At 67.6% G+C, this 16,225-nt stretch carries 16 protein-coding genes; 13 read left to right on the top strand and 3 right to left on the bottom strand.

The features are described 5' to 3' along the window. Nucleotides 1–27 precede the first annotated feature (27 nt). Both B0E41_RS06360 and B0E41_RS06355 read right to left on the bottom strand, forming a co-directional pair. Nucleotides 28–666: a LysE family transporter gene (locus B0E41_RS06360; protein ID WP_077330080.1), complete on the bottom strand. Its 639-nt coding sequence runs from the start codon at nucleotides 664–666 to the stop codon at nucleotides 28–30. Nucleotides 667–767: 101 nt separating this feature from the next. Further along, complete coding sequence (locus B0E41_RS06355) at nucleotides 768–1,793, bottom strand: helix-turn-helix domain-containing protein (protein ID WP_077330078.1); 1,026 nt, start codon at nucleotides 1,791–1,793, stop codon at nucleotides 768–770. A gap of 230 nt (nucleotides 1,794–2,023) precedes the next feature. Between B0E41_RS06355 and eat the strand changes: the two genes are divergently transcribed. From eat to B0E41_RS06335, 4 genes are read left to right on the top strand one after another with little or no spacing between them, the layout of a single operon-like run. Beyond that, nucleotides 2,024–3,418 (top strand): ethanolamine permease, encoded by a 1,395-nt coding sequence (eat, locus tag B0E41_RS06350; RefSeq protein WP_077330076.1) that lies wholly within the window; start codon nucleotides 2,024–2,026, stop codon nucleotides 3,416–3,418. Nucleotides 3,419–3,457: 39 nt separating this feature from the next. Beyond that, nucleotides 3,458–4,852, top strand: coding sequence for an ethanolamine ammonia-lyase subunit EutB (locus B0E41_RS06345; RefSeq protein WP_077330074.1), 1,395 nt, complete (start codon nucleotides 3,458–3,460; stop codon nucleotides 4,850–4,852). After that, nucleotides 4,849–5,691 carry an ethanolamine ammonia-lyase subunit EutC gene (gene eutC / locus B0E41_RS06340; RefSeq protein ID WP_077330072.1) on the top strand — a complete coding sequence of 281 codons (843 nt, stop codon included), beginning with the start codon at nucleotides 4,849–4,851 and terminating at the stop codon, nucleotides 5,689–5,691. Before B0E41_RS06345 ends, eutC begins: the two co-directional genes overlap by 4 nt. 43 nt (nucleotides 5,692–5,734) lie before the next feature. Next, nucleotides 5,735–6,646, top strand: coding sequence for an HTH-type transcriptional regulator ArgP (locus tag B0E41_RS06335; protein WP_077330070.1), 912 nt, complete (start codon nucleotides 5,735–5,737; stop codon nucleotides 6,644–6,646). A gap of 216 nt (nucleotides 6,647–6,862) precedes the next feature. Here the strand turns inward: B0E41_RS06335 and B0E41_RS06330 are convergent, their stop codons facing one another. Continuing rightward, nucleotides 6,863–7,300 (bottom strand): PsiF family protein, encoded by a 438-nt coding sequence (locus B0E41_RS06330; RefSeq protein ID WP_143433694.1) that lies wholly within the window; start codon nucleotides 7,298–7,300, stop codon nucleotides 6,863–6,865. A 232-nt stretch (nucleotides 7,301–7,532) separates the two neighbouring features. Here B0E41_RS06330 and argS point away from each other — a divergent pair, with 232 nt between their 5' ends. From argS to B0E41_RS06285, 9 genes are all read left to right on the top strand, one after another. Then, nucleotides 7,533–9,206 (top strand): arginine--tRNA ligase, encoded by a 1,674-nt coding sequence (gene argS / locus B0E41_RS06325; protein WP_077330068.1) that lies wholly within the window; start codon nucleotides 7,533–7,535, stop codon nucleotides 9,204–9,206. 13 nt (nucleotides 9,207–9,219) lie between these two features. Beyond that, nucleotides 9,220–9,867: an SPOR domain-containing protein gene (locus tag B0E41_RS06320; RefSeq protein WP_077330066.1), complete on the top strand. Its 648-nt coding sequence runs from the start codon at nucleotides 9,220–9,222 to the stop codon at nucleotides 9,865–9,867. Nucleotides 9,868–9,943: 76 nt separating this feature from the next. Beyond that, entirely contained in the window at nucleotides 9,944–10,582 is a 639-nt protein-coding gene (locus tag B0E41_RS06315) for a thiol:disulfide interchange protein DsbA/DsbL (protein WP_077330064.1), read from the top strand. 140 nt (nucleotides 10,583–10,722) lie between these two features. Beyond that, nucleotides 10,723–11,370, top strand: a complete 648-nt coding sequence (lptA, locus tag B0E41_RS06310; protein ID WP_077330062.1) for a lipopolysaccharide transport periplasmic protein LptA — start codon at nucleotides 10,723–10,725, stop codon at nucleotides 11,368–11,370. Between the two features lie 29 nt (nucleotides 11,371–11,399). Further along, complete coding sequence (lptB, locus tag B0E41_RS06305) at nucleotides 11,400–12,149, top strand: LPS export ABC transporter ATP-binding protein (RefSeq protein WP_077330060.1); 750 nt, start codon at nucleotides 11,400–11,402, stop codon at nucleotides 12,147–12,149. 112 nt (nucleotides 12,150–12,261) lie between these two features. Next, entirely contained in the window at nucleotides 12,262–13,905 is a 1,644-nt protein-coding gene (gene rpoN / locus B0E41_RS06300) for an RNA polymerase factor sigma-54 (protein ID WP_077330058.1), read from the top strand. A gap of 138 nt (nucleotides 13,906–14,043) precedes the next feature. Further along, nucleotides 14,044–15,378: a THUMP domain-containing protein gene (locus B0E41_RS06295; RefSeq protein ID WP_077330056.1), complete on the top strand. Its 1,335-nt coding sequence runs from the start codon at nucleotides 14,044–14,046 to the stop codon at nucleotides 15,376–15,378. After that, complete coding sequence (locus tag B0E41_RS06290) at nucleotides 15,375–15,830, top strand: putative toxin-antitoxin system toxin component, PIN family (RefSeq protein WP_077330054.1); 456 nt, start codon at nucleotides 15,375–15,377, stop codon at nucleotides 15,828–15,830. Before B0E41_RS06295 ends, B0E41_RS06290 begins: the two co-directional genes overlap by 4 nt. Next, nucleotides 15,827–16,219: a glutathione S-transferase N-terminal domain-containing protein gene (locus tag B0E41_RS06285; RefSeq protein WP_077330052.1), complete on the top strand. Its 393-nt coding sequence runs from the start codon at nucleotides 15,827–15,829 to the stop codon at nucleotides 16,217–16,219. Before B0E41_RS06290 ends, B0E41_RS06285 begins: the two co-directional genes overlap by 4 nt. Nucleotides 16,220–16,225: the final 6 nt, after the last annotated feature.

Below are 16,225 nucleotides of genomic sequence, written 5' to 3'. Positions count from 1 at the left end.
GAGTGGGGGCGGGTGGGGGTCATGTGATCAAACCAGCGAAGTCAGAAGCCAGGCGGCTGTGCCCCACATCATCAGCGCCACCGCGCCGTCCAGCAAGCGCCAGATGCGCAGTGAATTCAGCCGACGGCCGAGCCAGAAAGCGGCCACACCGAGCAACAAGAACCACACCAGCGAGCCGGTGGCGGCACCCAGACCGAACAGGGTGCTGCCTTGCCCATAGGCCAGCGACGCGGTGCCGATCAGCACGGCGGTGTCGAGCCAGGCGTGCGGGTTGAGCCAGGAGAAAGCGAGCGCCGACAGGATGGCCTGGCGCGGTGTCAACGAGGGCGCGCGACGCGGCCCATCGATGGGGCCGTCCGTCGCGGGGATCGCCTGTGGCTTCAGGAAACGCTGGAACGCCCGCCAGCCGTACACGCCGAGGAACAGCACACCCGCACCGACCAGCGCGCCGAGCATCTTGTCGGACAGGCCTCCCAGCTGGGCCAGGCCGAGCACGCCCAGGCCGATCAGCACCACGTCGGACAGCGCGCACACGGCCACGGTGAGCCACAGGTGCTGGCGTTGCAGGCCCATGCGCAGCACGTGCGCGTTTTGCGGGCCGATGGCCATGATCAGCGACATGCTCAGCACCATGCCGGCGGAAAAGGTGGGGAAACTCAGGGTCATGGCGGTGTTCCGGGGTTTGCCGGCGCCCCTCGCTGGGGCGCATCGGTCAGGGCTCAGAGTGTGCCGCCGCCGCCAAAACAGTTAAACCATTTCAATCAAAACTAGCATTTGTTAAAAAATGATTGATCGAATGATGTGTCGAACCTTCGCGCCATGGGGCGGGTGTGTGAAGGTGGTTCGCCGAACAGGGTCTTGTAGTCCTGGCTGAAGTGGCCCATGTGCCAGAAGCCCCAGCGCGCCGCCACGTCGACGATGGTCCTGTCGCCCGGGGCATTGAGCAGTTCGCGCCGCACCGCGTTCAGGCGCACCAGGCGCAGGTAGTTCGCGGGGCTGATGCCCAGGCTGTCCTGAAAGCAGTTGTGCAGCGTGCGGCGGGTGACGTGCAGTTCCGAACACAGGCGCTCCACGCCCAGGTATTCCAGAGGCTGTTCGGTGATCAGTTCGCGCACCCGGCGCACGACCGCCTGGCGGCGCTGCTGGCGCGGGGTGACGGCGTCGGCCTGGTCGGCGGGCATCAGGGTGTCGGCCAGCACGGTCATCAGGGCTTCGCGCAGGCTGCGACGGCTGGCGGCGTGGGCCAGCGCGCCGGGGTTGGCCTCCAGGCCGCGCAGCACCTCGCGCAGCAGTCCCACCAGGCGAAAGCGCTGGGTGGGGGTGAGCACCTGCAGGCGCACACCCGGGCTGCGCGTCGGGGCGGCCTCGGCCTGATCTAGGGCGCGCACATGCTGCCGCAGTTCGCCCGGATCGAACACCAGGCCGTACAGGCCATGACCGGCCGGCACCTGCAGGTCAAAGGCCTCGCTGCCGTCGGAGATCATCAGTTCGTGGCCACCGACCGTGCGGCCCATGAAGCGCAGGTCGACCGGCCGTTCGGGCACCGACAGGCCCAGCCAGACGCCGCCCTGCCAGGGGCGGCAGTGCTGGCTGGTGGCGCAGTTGGCCACCTCCTCGAAGGCCTGCAGTGGCCCATCGAACAGCTCGCGCACCTGACCCTGGAACACGCCCGGCGAGGTTTGCACGTAGTCCTGGTCCCAGGCGTCGAGGTTGCGGGCGTGCACATCCACCTCGCGGGTGCGTTTGACGCGAAAGCAGGCGAGGGCGGTATCGGTGGGGTCGGATGCGGGCATGGAGGCCTCTTTCGGCGCGCCGGGCGCCGCAGTGTTGACGGTGTATCAAGTTCCGTGCCATGTACAGCTCCATGGAAACCCGCCCACCGCTATCCCGTTTGGGAAAAAACGCGTTGGCTGGCGCCGCTCTTTCCCAAACGGGATACCGCCGCCGCCGGCGGCCGCCCAAGATGTGGGCAGGGCCGCCCGAGCCGTTCGGGCTTCATTTCCTTTCAAGAAGAGAACACGCCATGTCCACCACATCCAAACAGGTTGCCCGGGAGCTCAAGCCCGTGCTGGGCACCTTCTCCCTCTGGGGCATTGCCGTCGGGTTGGTCATTTCCGGCGAATATTTCGGCTGGAGCTACGGCTGGGCCAGCGCCGGCACGCTGGGCTTCCTGGTCGCCACGCTGTTCGTGGCGCTGATGTACACCACCTTCATCTTCAGCTTCACCGAGCTGTCGACGTCGATCCCGCACGCCGGCGGCCCGTTCGCTTATGCGCGCCGCGCCTTCGGGCCGACCGGCGGGTTCATCGCCGGCTTCGCCACGCTGGTGGAGTTCGTGTTCGCGCCGCCGGCCATCTCGCTGGCCATCGGCGCCTACCTGAACGTGCAGTACCCGTCGCTGGACCCGAAGTGGGCGGCGGTCGGCGCCTACGTGATCTTCATCGCGCTCAACGCTCTTGGCGTGGGCATCGCGGCCGCGTTCGAGCTGTTCGTCACCATCCTGGCGGTGATCGAGTTGCTGGTGTTCGCTGGCGTGGTGGCCCCGGGCTGGTCGCTGGCCAACTTCACCGCCAACGGCTGGGCCGGCTCGCCCGACTTCAGCATGGGCACTTGGGCCGGCATCTTCGCGTCCATCCCGTTCGCCATCTGGTTCTTCCTGGCCATCGAAGGCGCGGCCATGGCGGCCGAAGAGGCCAAGGAGCCCACGCGCACCATCCCCATCGCCTACATCACCGGCATCCTGACGCTGGTGGCGCTGGCCTTCCTGGTCATGGTCATGGCCGGCGGCGTGGGAGACTGGTCCAAGCTGGCCAACATCAACGACCCGCTGCCCCAGGCCATGAAGATGGTGGTGGGCGAGTCCAGCGGCTGGCTGCACATGCTGGTCTGGATCGGCCTGTTCGGCCTGGTCGCCTCGTTCCACGGCATCGTGCTGGGCTATTCGCGCCAGATGTTCGCCCTGGCCCGCGCCGGCTACCTGCCGGCGATGTTCGCCAAAGTCCACCCGCGTTTCCGCACCCCGGTCAATGCGCTGGTCGGCGGCGGCATCGTGGGCATCGCGGCCGTGTTCAGCGACCAGTGGGTCACCATCGGCGGCCTGCCGCTGACGGCCAACATCGTCACCATGGCGGTGCTGGGCGCGTTGGTCATGTACATCATGTCCATGGCGTCCCTGTTCAAGCTGCGCGCCAGTGAACCAGGGCTGGCCCGCCCGTTCCGCGCACCGATCTACCCGCTGTTCCCGGCGATTGCCATCGGTTGCGGTGTGGTCTGTCTGGCGGCGGTGGTGTACTTCAACCAGCTGCTCTCGCTGATCTTCCTGGGCCTGATGGCGCTGGGCTACGCCTACTTCCGCCTGACCGCCGCGCAGCGCGATGCCGCGCCGCACGACGCGATGCTCGCCGCCACGGCAGAATGAACCACACGGTGCGACAGCACGCACCGAGGAGCCGCTGACGTGAACCTGAGTGCGACGCTGGGTCTGCAGACCTACCGCTTCGACAGCCTGCGCGAGGTGATGGCCAAAGCCACCCCCTTGCGCTCGGGCGACTGCCTGGCCGGGCTGGCCGCCACCACCGAGCAGGAACGGGTGGCCGCGCGCTGGGTGCTGGCCGACGTGCCGCTGCAGCGCTTTCTGGACGATGCCCTGATTCCCTACGAGACCGACGAAGTCACGCGGCTGATCATCGACAGCCACCACCACGCCGCGTTCGCGCCGGTGGCCAGCCTCACGGTCGGCGGGTTCCGCGACTGGCTGCTCGGCGACCACGCCACGCCCGCCGCGCTGGCGCGGCTCTCACCGGGCCTCACGCCCGAGATGGTGGCCGCCGTGAGCAAGCTCATGCGCAACCAGGACCTGATGCTGGTGGCGCGCAAGTGCGAAGTGGTCACCCGCTTTCGCAACACCGTGGGTCAGCGCGGCCACCTCGCGGTGCGCTTGCAGCCCAACCACCCCACCGACGACCCGGCCGGCATCGTCGCCAGCCTGATCGACGGCCTGCTGCACGGCGCGGGCGACGCGGTGATCGGCATCAACCCCGTGTCCGACAGCGTGCCCGATCTGGTGCGCCTGAACCAGGTGCTGGCCGAGGTCATCGAGCGCGGTGCCGTGCCCACGCAGAGCTGCGTGCTCACCCACGTCACCAACACGCTGCAGGCCATCAGCCTGGGTGCGCCGGTGGACCTGGTGTTCCAGTCCATCGCCGGCAGCGAGGCGGCCAACCGGTCCTTCGGCATCGACCTGGCGCTGCTGGACGAAGCCCATGCCGCCGCGCAGGCATTGAAGCGCGGCACGGTGGGTGACAACGTCATGTATTTCGAGACCGGGCAGGGCAGCGCGCTGTCGGCCAACGCCCACCACGGCGTGGACCAGCAGACTTGCGAGGCCCGCGCCTACGCGGTGGCGCGGCGCTACCGGCCCATGCTGGTCAACACCGTGGTCGGTTTTATCGGGCCGGAATACCTCTACGACGGCAAGCAGATCATCCGCGCCGGCCTGGAAGACCACTTCTGCGGCAAGTTGCTGGGCCTGCCCATGGGCTGCGACATCTGTTACACCAACCACGCCGAGGCCGACCAGGACGACATGGACAACCTCATGGTGCTGCTGGCCAGCGCGGGGCTGAACTTCATGATCGGCGTGCCCGGCGCCGACGACGTGATGCTCAACTACCAGAGCACGTCCTTCCACGACGCGCTGGTGCTGCGCGACTTGCTGGGGCTGAAGCGCGCGCCCGAATTCGAGGCTTGGCTCCAGCGCGTCGGTGTGACCGGGGCCGACGGCCGCCTGCGCCCCGCCGCCGCGCAGGGCGCGCTGTCACAACGCCTGTGGACCTTGCCGGAGCCCACATGACGCCCGACCAGACACCCGCACCCACCGACGCCCGCACCGAGATCGACCCCGGCGCCGATCCTTGGGCGTCGCTGAAGCGCTACACGCCCGCGCGCATCGCGCTCGGGCGTGTCGGCGTGAGCCTGCCCACGCGTGAGGTGTTGGGTTTCTCGCTCGCCCATGCGCAGGCGCGCGATGCCATCCACCTGCCGCTGGACCTGGCCACGCTGGCGGATCAACTGCAGGCCGACGGCTGGCCGGCGCCCCTGTGCCTGCACAGCCGGGCGCACGACCGGGCCGAATACCTGCTGCGCCCCGATCTGGGGCGTCGGCTCGACGACGCCAGTGGGGACGCGCTGCGGGCCTGGCGCGCGCAACACGCCGCGCCCGACCTGGCGCTGGTGATCGGCGACGGCCTCTCGGCGCTGGGCATCCAGCGCCATGCCTTGCCCCTGCTGGCGGCCATCCGCGTCGCCCTGGGTGGGCGCCTGACGCTCAGCCCGCCGGTGCTGGTGCGCCAGGCCCGTGTGGCGGTGGCCGACGAAGTGGGCGAACTGCTGGGCGCGCGCATGGTCGCCATGGTGGTGGGCGAACGTCCGGGCCTGAGTTCTCCCGACAGCGTGGGCATCTACCTCACCCACGCGCCACGCGTGGGCCGCCACGACGCCGAGCGCAACTGCATCTCCAACGTGCGGCCCGCCGGGCAGGACCCGCTCACCGCGGCGCGGCGCCTGGCCTGGCTGGTGGGCGAAGGCCTGCGCCTGGGCGCGACCGGCGTGGGGCTCAAAGACCACAGCGGCTTGTCCATGGTGGCGGGCCCGACCGCTGCCAACGCCGATCTGCCCCCGGATGCTGGTTAAACTGATCTGAACCATCTTTGGTTCGATCAAGTTTTCCTCATCCATGCTGGACGCCCGCCAACTGCAAGCCCTGGCCGCCGTGGTCGAACACGGCGGCTTCGGCCCGGCCGCGCAATCGCTCAACCTCACGCTGGCGGCGGTGTCGCTGCGCATCAAGTCGCTGGAAGCGCACCTGGGCCAACGCCTGCTGGTGCGCGGCAAGACCGTGCGCGCCACGGCAGCCGGCCAGACCCTGGTGGCGCATGTGAAGCAGCTGCAGATGATGGAGGCCGACTTGCTCGCGGGCCTGCAGGGCGGCGGTGAGGCGCGCGCCGATGCGGCCTGGCAGTCGCTCAGCGTCGCGATCAACGCCGATTCGGTGGCGAGCTGGTTCCTGCCCGGCGTGGCGCCGCTGCTGCAGCGCCACCGGTCGTTGCTGGAGATTGTGATCGACGACCAGGACCACACGCACGACGCACTCAAGAGCGGCGACGTGATCGGCTGCGTGACCACGCTGGCCCAGCCCATGCGCGGCTGCGTGGCCGAGCCGCTGGGCGTGATGCGCTACCGCTGCGTGGCCGCACCCGAGGTGGTGCAGCGCTGTCGAACGCCGCGCGGCGCCGTGTCACCGCACAAGCTGCTGGCGCACCCGGCCATCATCTTCAACCGCAAGGACGCGCTGCAGGACGCCTTTCTGGAGCAGCACTTCGGCTTGAAACAGCCGAACTACCCACGCCACTTCGCACCTGCGGTGGACGCCTTCGAGCGCGCGATCGAGCTGGGGCTGGGCTGGGGCATGGTGCCCGAGCAGGATTTGTCCAACCGCCCGGGTCTGCAAGACGTGCTGCCCGGCGCCACGGTGGACGTGGTCTTGTATTGGCAACACTGGGAGCGCGAGTCGCTGTCGGCGCAGCGGCTGACGGCGGCGGTCAAAGCAGCGGCGCATGCGAGCCTGCCGCCGGTTTCTCTGAACTGAGCGTCAGGTTCTGAGCCAAGCCCTGCTTTGCCGGAGCAAGTGTCTTTCCAAGCACACACCGTGGAACCGGCTTCGCCGGGCCACTGGTGCGGTCCCCCTTTCCCAAGGGGGAAGCCGCGAAGCGGCGCAGGGGGAGCCGCCGCCGGGCCGCCCCAAGGCGGATCAGGCCCTGTGGGCAGCGACCCGCGCAGCGGCGGAGCGTGGGGGGCTGTGAACCTACCCTTTCAAGCAAGTGCTCATGAAAGCCTTGCGCTCGTCGCCTTTCAGGGCCTTGGCGGTGGCGTCGGCGTTGCAACTGGTCATCTTGCCTTGCTGGGTGAGGGGCGCGGCGGGTTCGCCGCTCAGGCAGGTCTTCATGAAGGCCTTGCGCGGATCGCCCTTGAGGGCCTTTTCACCGGCTTCTTTGTTGCAGATCACCATGCGGTTTTGCTGAGAAGTGGGTTCGGTCTCGCCACTCAGGCACGACTTCATGAACGCCTTGCGCGGGTCACCCGCGAGCTTCTTTGCGCCGGCCTCCTGGTTGCAGCTGACCATGCGGTTCTGCTGGGCCGTGGGCGCCGCCTCAGCGGGCGCCGTTGCCGGGGCAGCGGCGGTCTGGGCCAGGGCCATGGTGAAGGCGCCGGCGAGGGCCAGCAGGGTGATGCGCTTTTTCATGGAAATTCCTTGCGTGAAGGCCCCAGCGGCTCTGGGTGAGCGTTGCCCGGCAACGGGCGTCGCGACCATACCGCATCCCGGCGCAGAGGACGGCGCGTCAACGAACGGATCGGCCACCAGCGTGCGCTCCGCCGGACGGGTGTCGCGAGCACGCCACGGACGCTGCGGTCGTCGTGGGAGCGGCCTGGCCCCGGGCGGGGGTGGGCGGCCCGCCGCCTAAAATCCCCTCCCTATGCTCAAGATCAAACAGGAACTGCTGACCGGCCTCGCCCAGGCGCTGGACCAGCTCTCACCCGGCGCCGGCGACAAAGCCGCCTTCGAATCGCCCAAGGTCGCGGCCCATGGCGATTTCGCCGTGACCGCCGCCATGCAACTGGCCAAGCCGCTCAAGCTCAATCCTCGCCAGGTCGGCGAACAGCTCAAGGCGGCGCTGCTGGCGCTGCCGGTCTATCAGCGCTGGGTCCGCGAGATCGAGATCGCCGGCCCCGGCTTCATCAACATCCGCCTGACGCCCGCCGCCAAACAGCAGGTGATTCGGGAAGTGCTGGAGGCCGGCGCCGGCTTCGGGCAACAAGCGGCCAACGGCCAGCGCCTGATGGTCGAGTTCGTCTCGGCCAACCCCACCGGCCCGCTGCACGTGGGCCACGGCCGCCAGGCCGCGCTGGGCGACGCCATCTGCAGCCTGTACCAGACCCAGGGCTGGGCCGTGCACCGCGAGTTCTATTACAACGACGCCGGCGTGCAGATCGGCACCCTGGCCAACAGCACCCAACTGCGCGCCAAGGGCTTCAAGCCCGGCGACGAACAATGGCCCGAGGCCGCCTACAACGGCGACTACATCCAGGACATCGCCAACGACTTTCTGGCCAAGAAGACGGTGCACGCCGACGACCGCGAGTTCACTGCGAGCGGCGACGTGGACGACCTCGACGGCATGCGCCAGTTCGCTGTGGCTTACCTGCGCCATGAACAGGACCTGGACCTGCAGGCCTTCCAGGTGAAGTTCGACCACTACTACCTCGAATCCAGCCTCTACACCAGCGGCCGTGTGGACGCCGCCGTGAAGAAGCTGGTGGACGCAGGCAAAACCTACGAGCAGGACGGCGCACTGTGGCTCAGGTCCACCGACTACGGCGACGACAAAGACCGGGTCATGCGCAAAGGCGATGGCAGCTACACCTACTTTGTGCCCGACGTGGCGTACCACATCAGCAAGTGGGAGCGCGGCTTCACCAAGGTCATCAACATCCAGGGCACCGACCACCACGGCACCATCGCGCGCGTTCGCGCCGGCCTGCAGGCGGCGGGCGTGGGCATTCCTGAAGGCTACCCCGACTACGTGCTGCACACCATGGTGCGCGTGGTGCGCGGCGGCGAAGAGGTGAAGATCAGCAAGCGCGCCGGCAGCTACGTGACGCTGCGCGATCTGATCGAATGGACCAGCAAGGATGCCGTGCGCTTCTTCCTGCTGAGCCGCAAGCCCGACACCGAATACACCTTCGATGTCGATCTGGCCGTGCAGAAGAACAACGACAACCCGGTGTACTACGTGCAGTACGCCCACGCGCGCATCTGTTCGGTGCTCGCCGCCTGGGGCGGTGAGGTGGACACCCTGAAAGAGGTTGATCTGTCGCCACTCGACAGCCCGGCCGCGCAGGCGCTCATGCTGTTGCTGGAGAAATACCCGGCCATGCTCAGCGACGCCGCGCGCGACTTCGCGCCGCACGACCTGACCTTCTACCTGCGCGAGCTGGCCGCCAGTTACCACAGCTACTACGACGCCGAGCGCATCCTCGTGGACGACGACGCCGTGAAAAAAGCCCGCCTGGCGCTGGTCGCTGCCACCGCGCAGGTATTGCACAATGGTTTGGCGGTGCTGGGCGTGAGTGCACCGCAAAAGATGTGAATTGAAAGCACCCATGAAACTTCAAGCTACGCAGGCGAGAAAGCACCACGGCGGCACCCTCACGGGTTTCGTGGTCGGCCTGCTCGTTGGTCTGGGCCTGGCCCTCTCGGTGGCGGTGTACGTCACCCGCGTTCCCGTGCCTTTCGTGGATCGGGGTGTGTCGCGCAAGCCAGCGCAAGACGCGGCCGAGGCCGAGCGCAACAAGGGTTGGAACCCGAACGCCGGCCTGGCCGGCAAACCCGCGCCATTGCCGGAGCCGCCCGTGGCACCCGAACAGACCACGGCGCCGACGCCGCCTACCGCCGATCCGGCCAAGCCCGCTGCCAAGCCTGCCGATGCGGTCACGGCCAAGCCGGCGGCAGATCCGTTGGGCGATCTCATGAAGTCCAAAACGGGCGATGCCGCCGACCCCGCGGGCGCGGACCCGTTCGCGTATTTCGTCCAGGCCGGGGCTTTCAGATCACCTGAAGAAGCGCAAGCCCAGAAAGCCCGTCTGGCGATGCTGGGCATGGACGCCACCGTCAGCGAGCGCGAGCAGGCGGGGCGCACCGTGTTCCGGGTGCGCATGGGCCCCTTCAACCAGAAGTCGATGGCCGATGCCACCCGCGAGCAGCTGGAGGTCAACGGCGTGGAGGCCGCGCTGGTGCGCGTGCAGCGTTGAACGCTGGCGGTGCCGCATCACGGAACTTTTCGCTTTGACCAGAGCCCCAACAATCCCATTCAAGGAGTCTGAATCCATGCACCGTCGAGATTTTTCACGCAATCTGCTCGCTGCCGGCGCCGCCGCAGCGGCCGGTATGAGCCTGACCCCCGCGCTGGCCCAGCGTGTCGCTTTCCAGGAGGGCAAGGACTTTGTGCGCCTGGCCAAGCCCGCTTTGACCGAATCGCCCGCCGGGCAGGTTGAGGTGGTCGAGTTCTTTGCCTACAGCTGCATCCACTGTTTCAACTTCGAGCCGGTCTTCAACGACTGGGTCAAGCGCAAGCCAGCCCACGTCAACGTGCGCCGCATGCCGGTGGCCTTCAACCAGAATTTCGTGCCGATGCAGCGCCTGTATTTCACGCTGGAAGCCATGGGGCTGGTCGACAAACTGCACGAGAAGGTCTTCAAGGCGATCCACGAAGAGCGTCTGCCGCTGACCACCGCGCCCGCCATCCTGGCCTGGGTGGAAAAGCAGGGCGTGAACCGCGACCAGTTCACCGGCATCTTCAACGGCGCTGCGGCCAAGCTGAGCGAAAAGGCCGTCGGCCTTCAGGACGCTTATCAGGTTGAAGGCACGCCCGCGCTGGGCGTCGCGGGGCGCTTCTACGTGGGCGGCCAGGGTCCGCGCACCCTGCTGGTCGCCGACACGCTGATCGCAGAGGTTCGCAAAGGCTGATTCCTTTCGCCCGTCTGAAAGCGCAAGGCCCGCAGACAGCGGGCCTTGCGCTTTCAGACGGGGAACAAAGTCTTGGCGGGGCAAACAATCGTGTTTTGCACCGCTACAATGAATGCAAGATTTGTGCCCTCCCCAAAGCCATGCCCCATCACACCACGCCCCACCGTCCTTTCGCCTGGTTGTTTGTCGCGGTCCTCGCGCTGACGCTGCCTGCAGCTGCTTGGGCTGAAAAGGCCGACAAAGACAAACCCATGAACATCGAGGCCGATGCACTTCGCTACGAAGACACGCGCCAGACCAGCGTGTTCACGGGCAATGTGGTGCTCACCAAAGGCACCATCGTCATGCGCGGCTCCAAGATGGACGTGCGCCAGGACCCCGCGGGCAATCAGTTCGGCTTGTTGGTGGGCACCCCTGAAAAGCCGGGGTTCTTTCGCCAGAAGCGCGAAGGCCTGGACGAGTGGATCGAAGGTGAAGGGGATCGCATCGAGTACGACAGCAAGGCCGAAACGGTGCTGTTCACCGGGCGGGCCGTGCTGCGCCGTTACCGTGGCACCCAGCTCAACGATGAAAGCGTGGGCAGCCAGATCCTCTACAACAGCCTGACCGAGGTGTTCACCGTCAAGGGCGGCGGCGACGCCAGCCGCACCGCAGCGAACCCGACCGGCCGCGTGCGCGCCATGCTCACGCCGATCCCGGATGCGCCAGCCGCCAACGCGCCGGCGCCTGTGCCCACCGACCCGGCCAAGCTGCGTCCCAGCGGCAAGATCACCGAGCCTCGCAAGTGACAGAGGTGGTCTCCAGCCCAAAGGGTGGGATGGCGTCGAACAGCCGCCTGGAAGTTCGGGGCCTCAAGAAGTCCTATGGCAGCCGCAAGGTGGTCCAAGACGTGTCGCTGTCAGTGAGCAAAGGGGAGGTCGTGGGGTTGCTCGGCCCCAACGGTGCGGGAAAAACCACGTCGTTCTACATGATCGTGGGTCTGCTGCGTGCCGACGGCGGTGAAATTCTGCTCGATGGACAACGCATCGAATCCCTGCCCATCCACCGCCGCGCCCGGCTCGGCCTGGGTTACCTCCCGCAAGAGGCGTCGATCTTCCGCAAACTCACGGTCGCACAAAACGTGCGCGCCGTGCTTGAGCTGCAGCACGGGCCCGACGGCAAGCCGCTGGGTGAATCCGAGATCGCAAGCCGGCTCGACGAACTGCTCAAAGACCTGCGGGTGGACCACCTGCGCGACTCGCCCGCGCCGTCGCTGTCGGGCGGCGAGCGCCGACGCGTCGAGATCGCGCGCGCACTGGCCACGCGGCCCCGCTTCATCCTGCTCGATGAACCCTTCGCGGGCATCGACCCGATCGCGGTGCTGGAGATTCAGCACATCATTGGGTTTCTCAAGGCGCGCGGCATCGGGGTGCTGATCACCGACCACAACGTGCGCGAAACGCTGGGCATCTGCGACCACGCTTTCATCATCAGCGACGGCCACGTGCTGGCCAGCGGCACCTCTGCCGAGATCGTTGAAAACGCCGAGGTGCGACGCGTGTACCTCGGCGAAAACTTCCGCATGTGAGCATGACCCCCACGCTTCTCACTTCGTGTAGTTCGCTGCCCCCCACGGGGGCTGATTCGCCTTGGGGCGGCCCGGCGGCGAATCGTTCTTCCGAGCAGGCGGGACACGCTCTGTGAAACAAGGTCTGTCGCTGCGGGTCTCGCAGCACCTCGCACTCACGCCCCAGCTGCAGCAGTCGATCCGGCTGCTGCAGCTGTCCACGCTGGAAATGGCGCAAGAGGTCGAGCAGATGCTCGACGAAAACCCGTTTCTGGAGCGCGGTGAAGAAACGGCCGAGCGCGAGGACTTTGGTCTGGCGCAAACCGATGCACCGGTCAGCGTGGCCGAGCAGATTGCCGACGCGGCCTCGCCGGCGGGTGACGCGCCCACCGCCGCCACCGAGTTCGACAGCCGCGTGTCCAGCACCGACAGCGCGCCGTCCGAGAGCGCCCCCGCCGACGACCTGGAAAGCCGGCTTGAAGGCGCCAGCCCGGTCGAAGAGAGCTGGGAAGGCGACGGCACCGTCGAAATGGCGCCCGACGACAGCGAGTGGGGCGGTGACGCCCCGGCGCGCAACAACAGCTCCTCCGGCGAAGACGACGAAACCGCCAGCGCGGCCGATCTGGCGCGTGTGCCCGTCAGCCTGCAGGACCACCTGCACGACCAGGCTCGTTGCCTGCGCCTCTCCGACGAAGACCGCGCCGCCTTGTATTTCCTGATCGAGTCGCTCAACGACGACGGTTACCTCGAAGACCGCATGACCGAGCTGGCGCGCGCCTGGTGGCAACTCTCGGCCTCACCGGTGTCCCACGCCGAGCCCGCGTTTGAGGTCATCGAGGCCATCGAACAACGGCTCAACACCGCGCTGCAGTGGCTGCAGCAGATGGAGCCCGCCGGTGTCGGTGCCCGCGATCTCGGCGAATGCCTGCGCCTGCAGATCCTGGAGTTGCGCAATTCGCCGGCTGCCCGCGCGGCGCTTGCCATCTGTGGTCAGCCGCTGGAGCTCATGGCCAAGCGCGATGTGAAGCGCCTGTGTGGCCTTTGCGGGCTGGACGACGAGGCCGTGCGCGCTGGGCTGTCGCTGATCGCTCGGCTGGAACCCAAGCCGGGCCGCCGTTTCGTGGACGTGGAGCGCAACGTGGTCGTGCCCGACGTGATCGTCACGCGCGCCGGCCGCGGCTTCAAGGTGTCGCTCAACGCCGAAGTCATGCCCCGCTTGCGCGTGCACGACGTCTACGCCAACGCCATGCGCGGCAGCCGTGGCGGCCGCGACAACGGTGGCGAAGCCGGCCACGCCGCCATGCAGCAGCGCCTGCAGGAGGCGCGCTGGTTCATCAAGAACATCCAGCAGCGCTTTGACACCATCCTGCGCGTCTCCAGCGCCATCGTCGAGCGCCAGCGCAACTTCTTCATGCACGGCGAGCTCGCCATGCGCCCGCTGGTGCTGCGCGAGATCGCCGACGAGCTGGGTCTGCACGAGTCCACGATCAGCCGCGTGACGACCGCCAAGTACATGTCCACGCCGTTCGGCACCTACGAGCTGAAGTACTTCTTCGGCTCCAGCCTCGGCACCGAGACCGGTGGCAACGCGTCGAGCACCGCGGTGCGCGCGCTGCTCAAGCAGTTCATCGCGGCCGAAGAAGCGGCCAAGCCGCTCTCCGACAACCAACTCTCCGACCTGCTCAAGGAGCAGGGCATCGAGTGTGCGCGCCGCACCGTGGCCAAGTACCGCGAGGCGCTGCGCATCGCGCCGGCGAACTTGCGGAAATCTTTGTAACCCCCCCGCGCCGCTGCGCGTCACCCCCCAGGGGGCCATGCCAGCGGCCCGGCGAAGCCGGTTCCGCGGCATGTGCTGGAGGTGGGGCGGCGCCGCTGGCTCCGACGATCTTTTTCGGCACCGCATTTCGAAATTGCCATGAATCAACTCAAACTTTTCCTCCCCTGCGCCGCCGGCGTGGAGGACATGCTGGCCGACGAAGTGCAGCGCATCACCCAAGAGCCGCTGGCCTTCAAGGCGCGCGGCGGTGTCGGGGTGAAAGCCTCGTGGCGCGACGCCATGCGCCTGAACCTGCACAGCCGGCTGAGCCAGCGCGTGCTGGTGCAGCTCTGGCACGGCGGTTACCGCAGCGAGCAAGACCTGTACAACGCGGCCGGCGAGATCGCCTGGGAAATCTGGTTCACGCCCAAGCAGACCATCAAGGTCGAGATCACCGCGCAGCACAGCCCGCTCACCAGCCTCAACTTCGCCGCGCTCAAGATCAAGGACGCGATCTGCGACCGGTTCCGCGACAAGCGCGGTGAGCGCCCCAGCGTGGACACCACCTGGCCCGACGTGCGCATCTACGCGCACCTGACCACCGAAGAGCTCACGCTCTACATCGACACCTCGGGCGAGCCGCTGTTCAAACGCGGCTGGCGCGAAGACAAGGGCGACGCGCCGCTGAAGGAAACACTGGCCGCGGCCATGATCGCCGCCACCGGCTGGAACGGCGGCGATGCCGAGTCGCTGGACGCCATCACCCCGCTGTACGACCCCTGCTGCGGCAGTGGCACGGTGGTGATCGAGGCCGCGCAGATCGCGCTCAACATCCCGCCGGGCATCCTGCGCCGTTTTGCGTTTGAAAAGATGCTGCCCTTCCAGCAACACGTGTGGACCGCCATTCAGGACGAAGCCGAGCGCGACATGCGCGACTGGCCCGAGGGGCATGCACCCATCGTGTTTGGCAGCGACGTGTCGTTCCGCATGGTCGACTTTGCGCAGCGCAACGCCGAGCGCGCGGGCGTGGCGAACGCCGTGGAGTTGCGCGGCGGCGACGCGCTGCAGCGCATGCCACCCGTGCCGACACCGGGCTTGATGCTGCTCAACCCACCGTATGGCGAGCGCATCGCCGCCGCTGGTGTGGCGGGTGAGAATGCGAGCGCCCGAGCCCAGCGCATGGAGCCCCGCGCCCCGCGCGTCTTCACCGCCGGCAAGGCCGCGCCCCCCGCACCCGGCCTCGGCCGCGAGAGCGCTCAGATGAGCGACGGCGGCGACGGCAGCGAGTTTTTCCAGCAACTCGCCGCCCACTGGAAAAGCCACTACGCCGGCTGGAGCGCCTGGCTGCTCACGCCCGACCTCAAGCTGCCCGGCAAGATGCGCTTCAAGGAATCGCGCCGCGTGCCGCTGTGGAACGGCCCGATCGAATGCCGCCTGTTCCGCTTCGATCTCACCGCAAGGCGCGCTCCCGACGGCAAGCTTCCGGCGCCATGAGCGGGGGCGCCTCGGTGACGCTGGTGATCGACACCAACGTCGTGCTCGACCTCTTCGTCTACGAAGACCCGGCCACGCTGCCGCTGGGTGAGCTGCTTGCCGACCCGCAGACCCGCTGGCTGGCCACGCCCGTGATGCGTGAAGAGCTGCGCCGCGTGCTGGCCTATCCGCAGGTGGTCAAACGTCTGTTGGCCCGGTCGCAGACGGCCGAGGCCGTGCTCGCCGCTTTCGATGCCCGCGCGCTGCTTGCTGACATTGCGACCAAGGCGCCCTACGTCTGTAAAGACGCCGACGACCAGCAGTTCATCGACCTCGCCGTCGCGCACACCGCCGTGCTGCTGAGCAAAGACAAGGCCGTGCTGTGCATGGCCAAGCGCCTGGCCAGACTCGGTGTGAGCGTGAGCCGCCAATGGGCGCCTGCGGCCATTCAATCCACAGAAACCACTTCATGAAAACCGTCATCCGAGCCTTCTTCAGAACCCTGCGCACCGTGCTCGGCCCGTTCATGCTGCTGAAAGAGCGCCTCACCCAGCCGCGCGGCGTGGTGCGCGAGCCCGCGTTGCAGACCACCGTCAATCTGCAGTGCCAGAACCTGGCGCTCTACCAGTTCAGCACCTGCCCGTTCTGCATCAAGGTGCGACAGGAGATGCGCCGCCTCTCGCTGCCCATCGAGCAGCGCGACGCGCAGCACAACGCCGTCAACCGCAGCGCACTGCTGCAGGGCAGCGGCGCCACCAAAGTGCCTTGTCTGAAAATCACCGATGCGGCGGGTCAGAGTCAGTGGCTGACCGACTCGGCCGCGATCGTGGCGTACCTGCGCGGGCGTTTCGCCACGGCCTGATGGCCG

Origin of the sequence: Hydrogenophaga sp. A37 (genome assembly GCF_002001205.1) — a bacterium.
Lineage (GTDB): Bacteria > Pseudomonadota > Gammaproteobacteria > Burkholderiales > Burkholderiaceae_C > Hydrogenophaga.
This window is presented reverse-complemented; position numbering and strand designations above follow the sequence as displayed.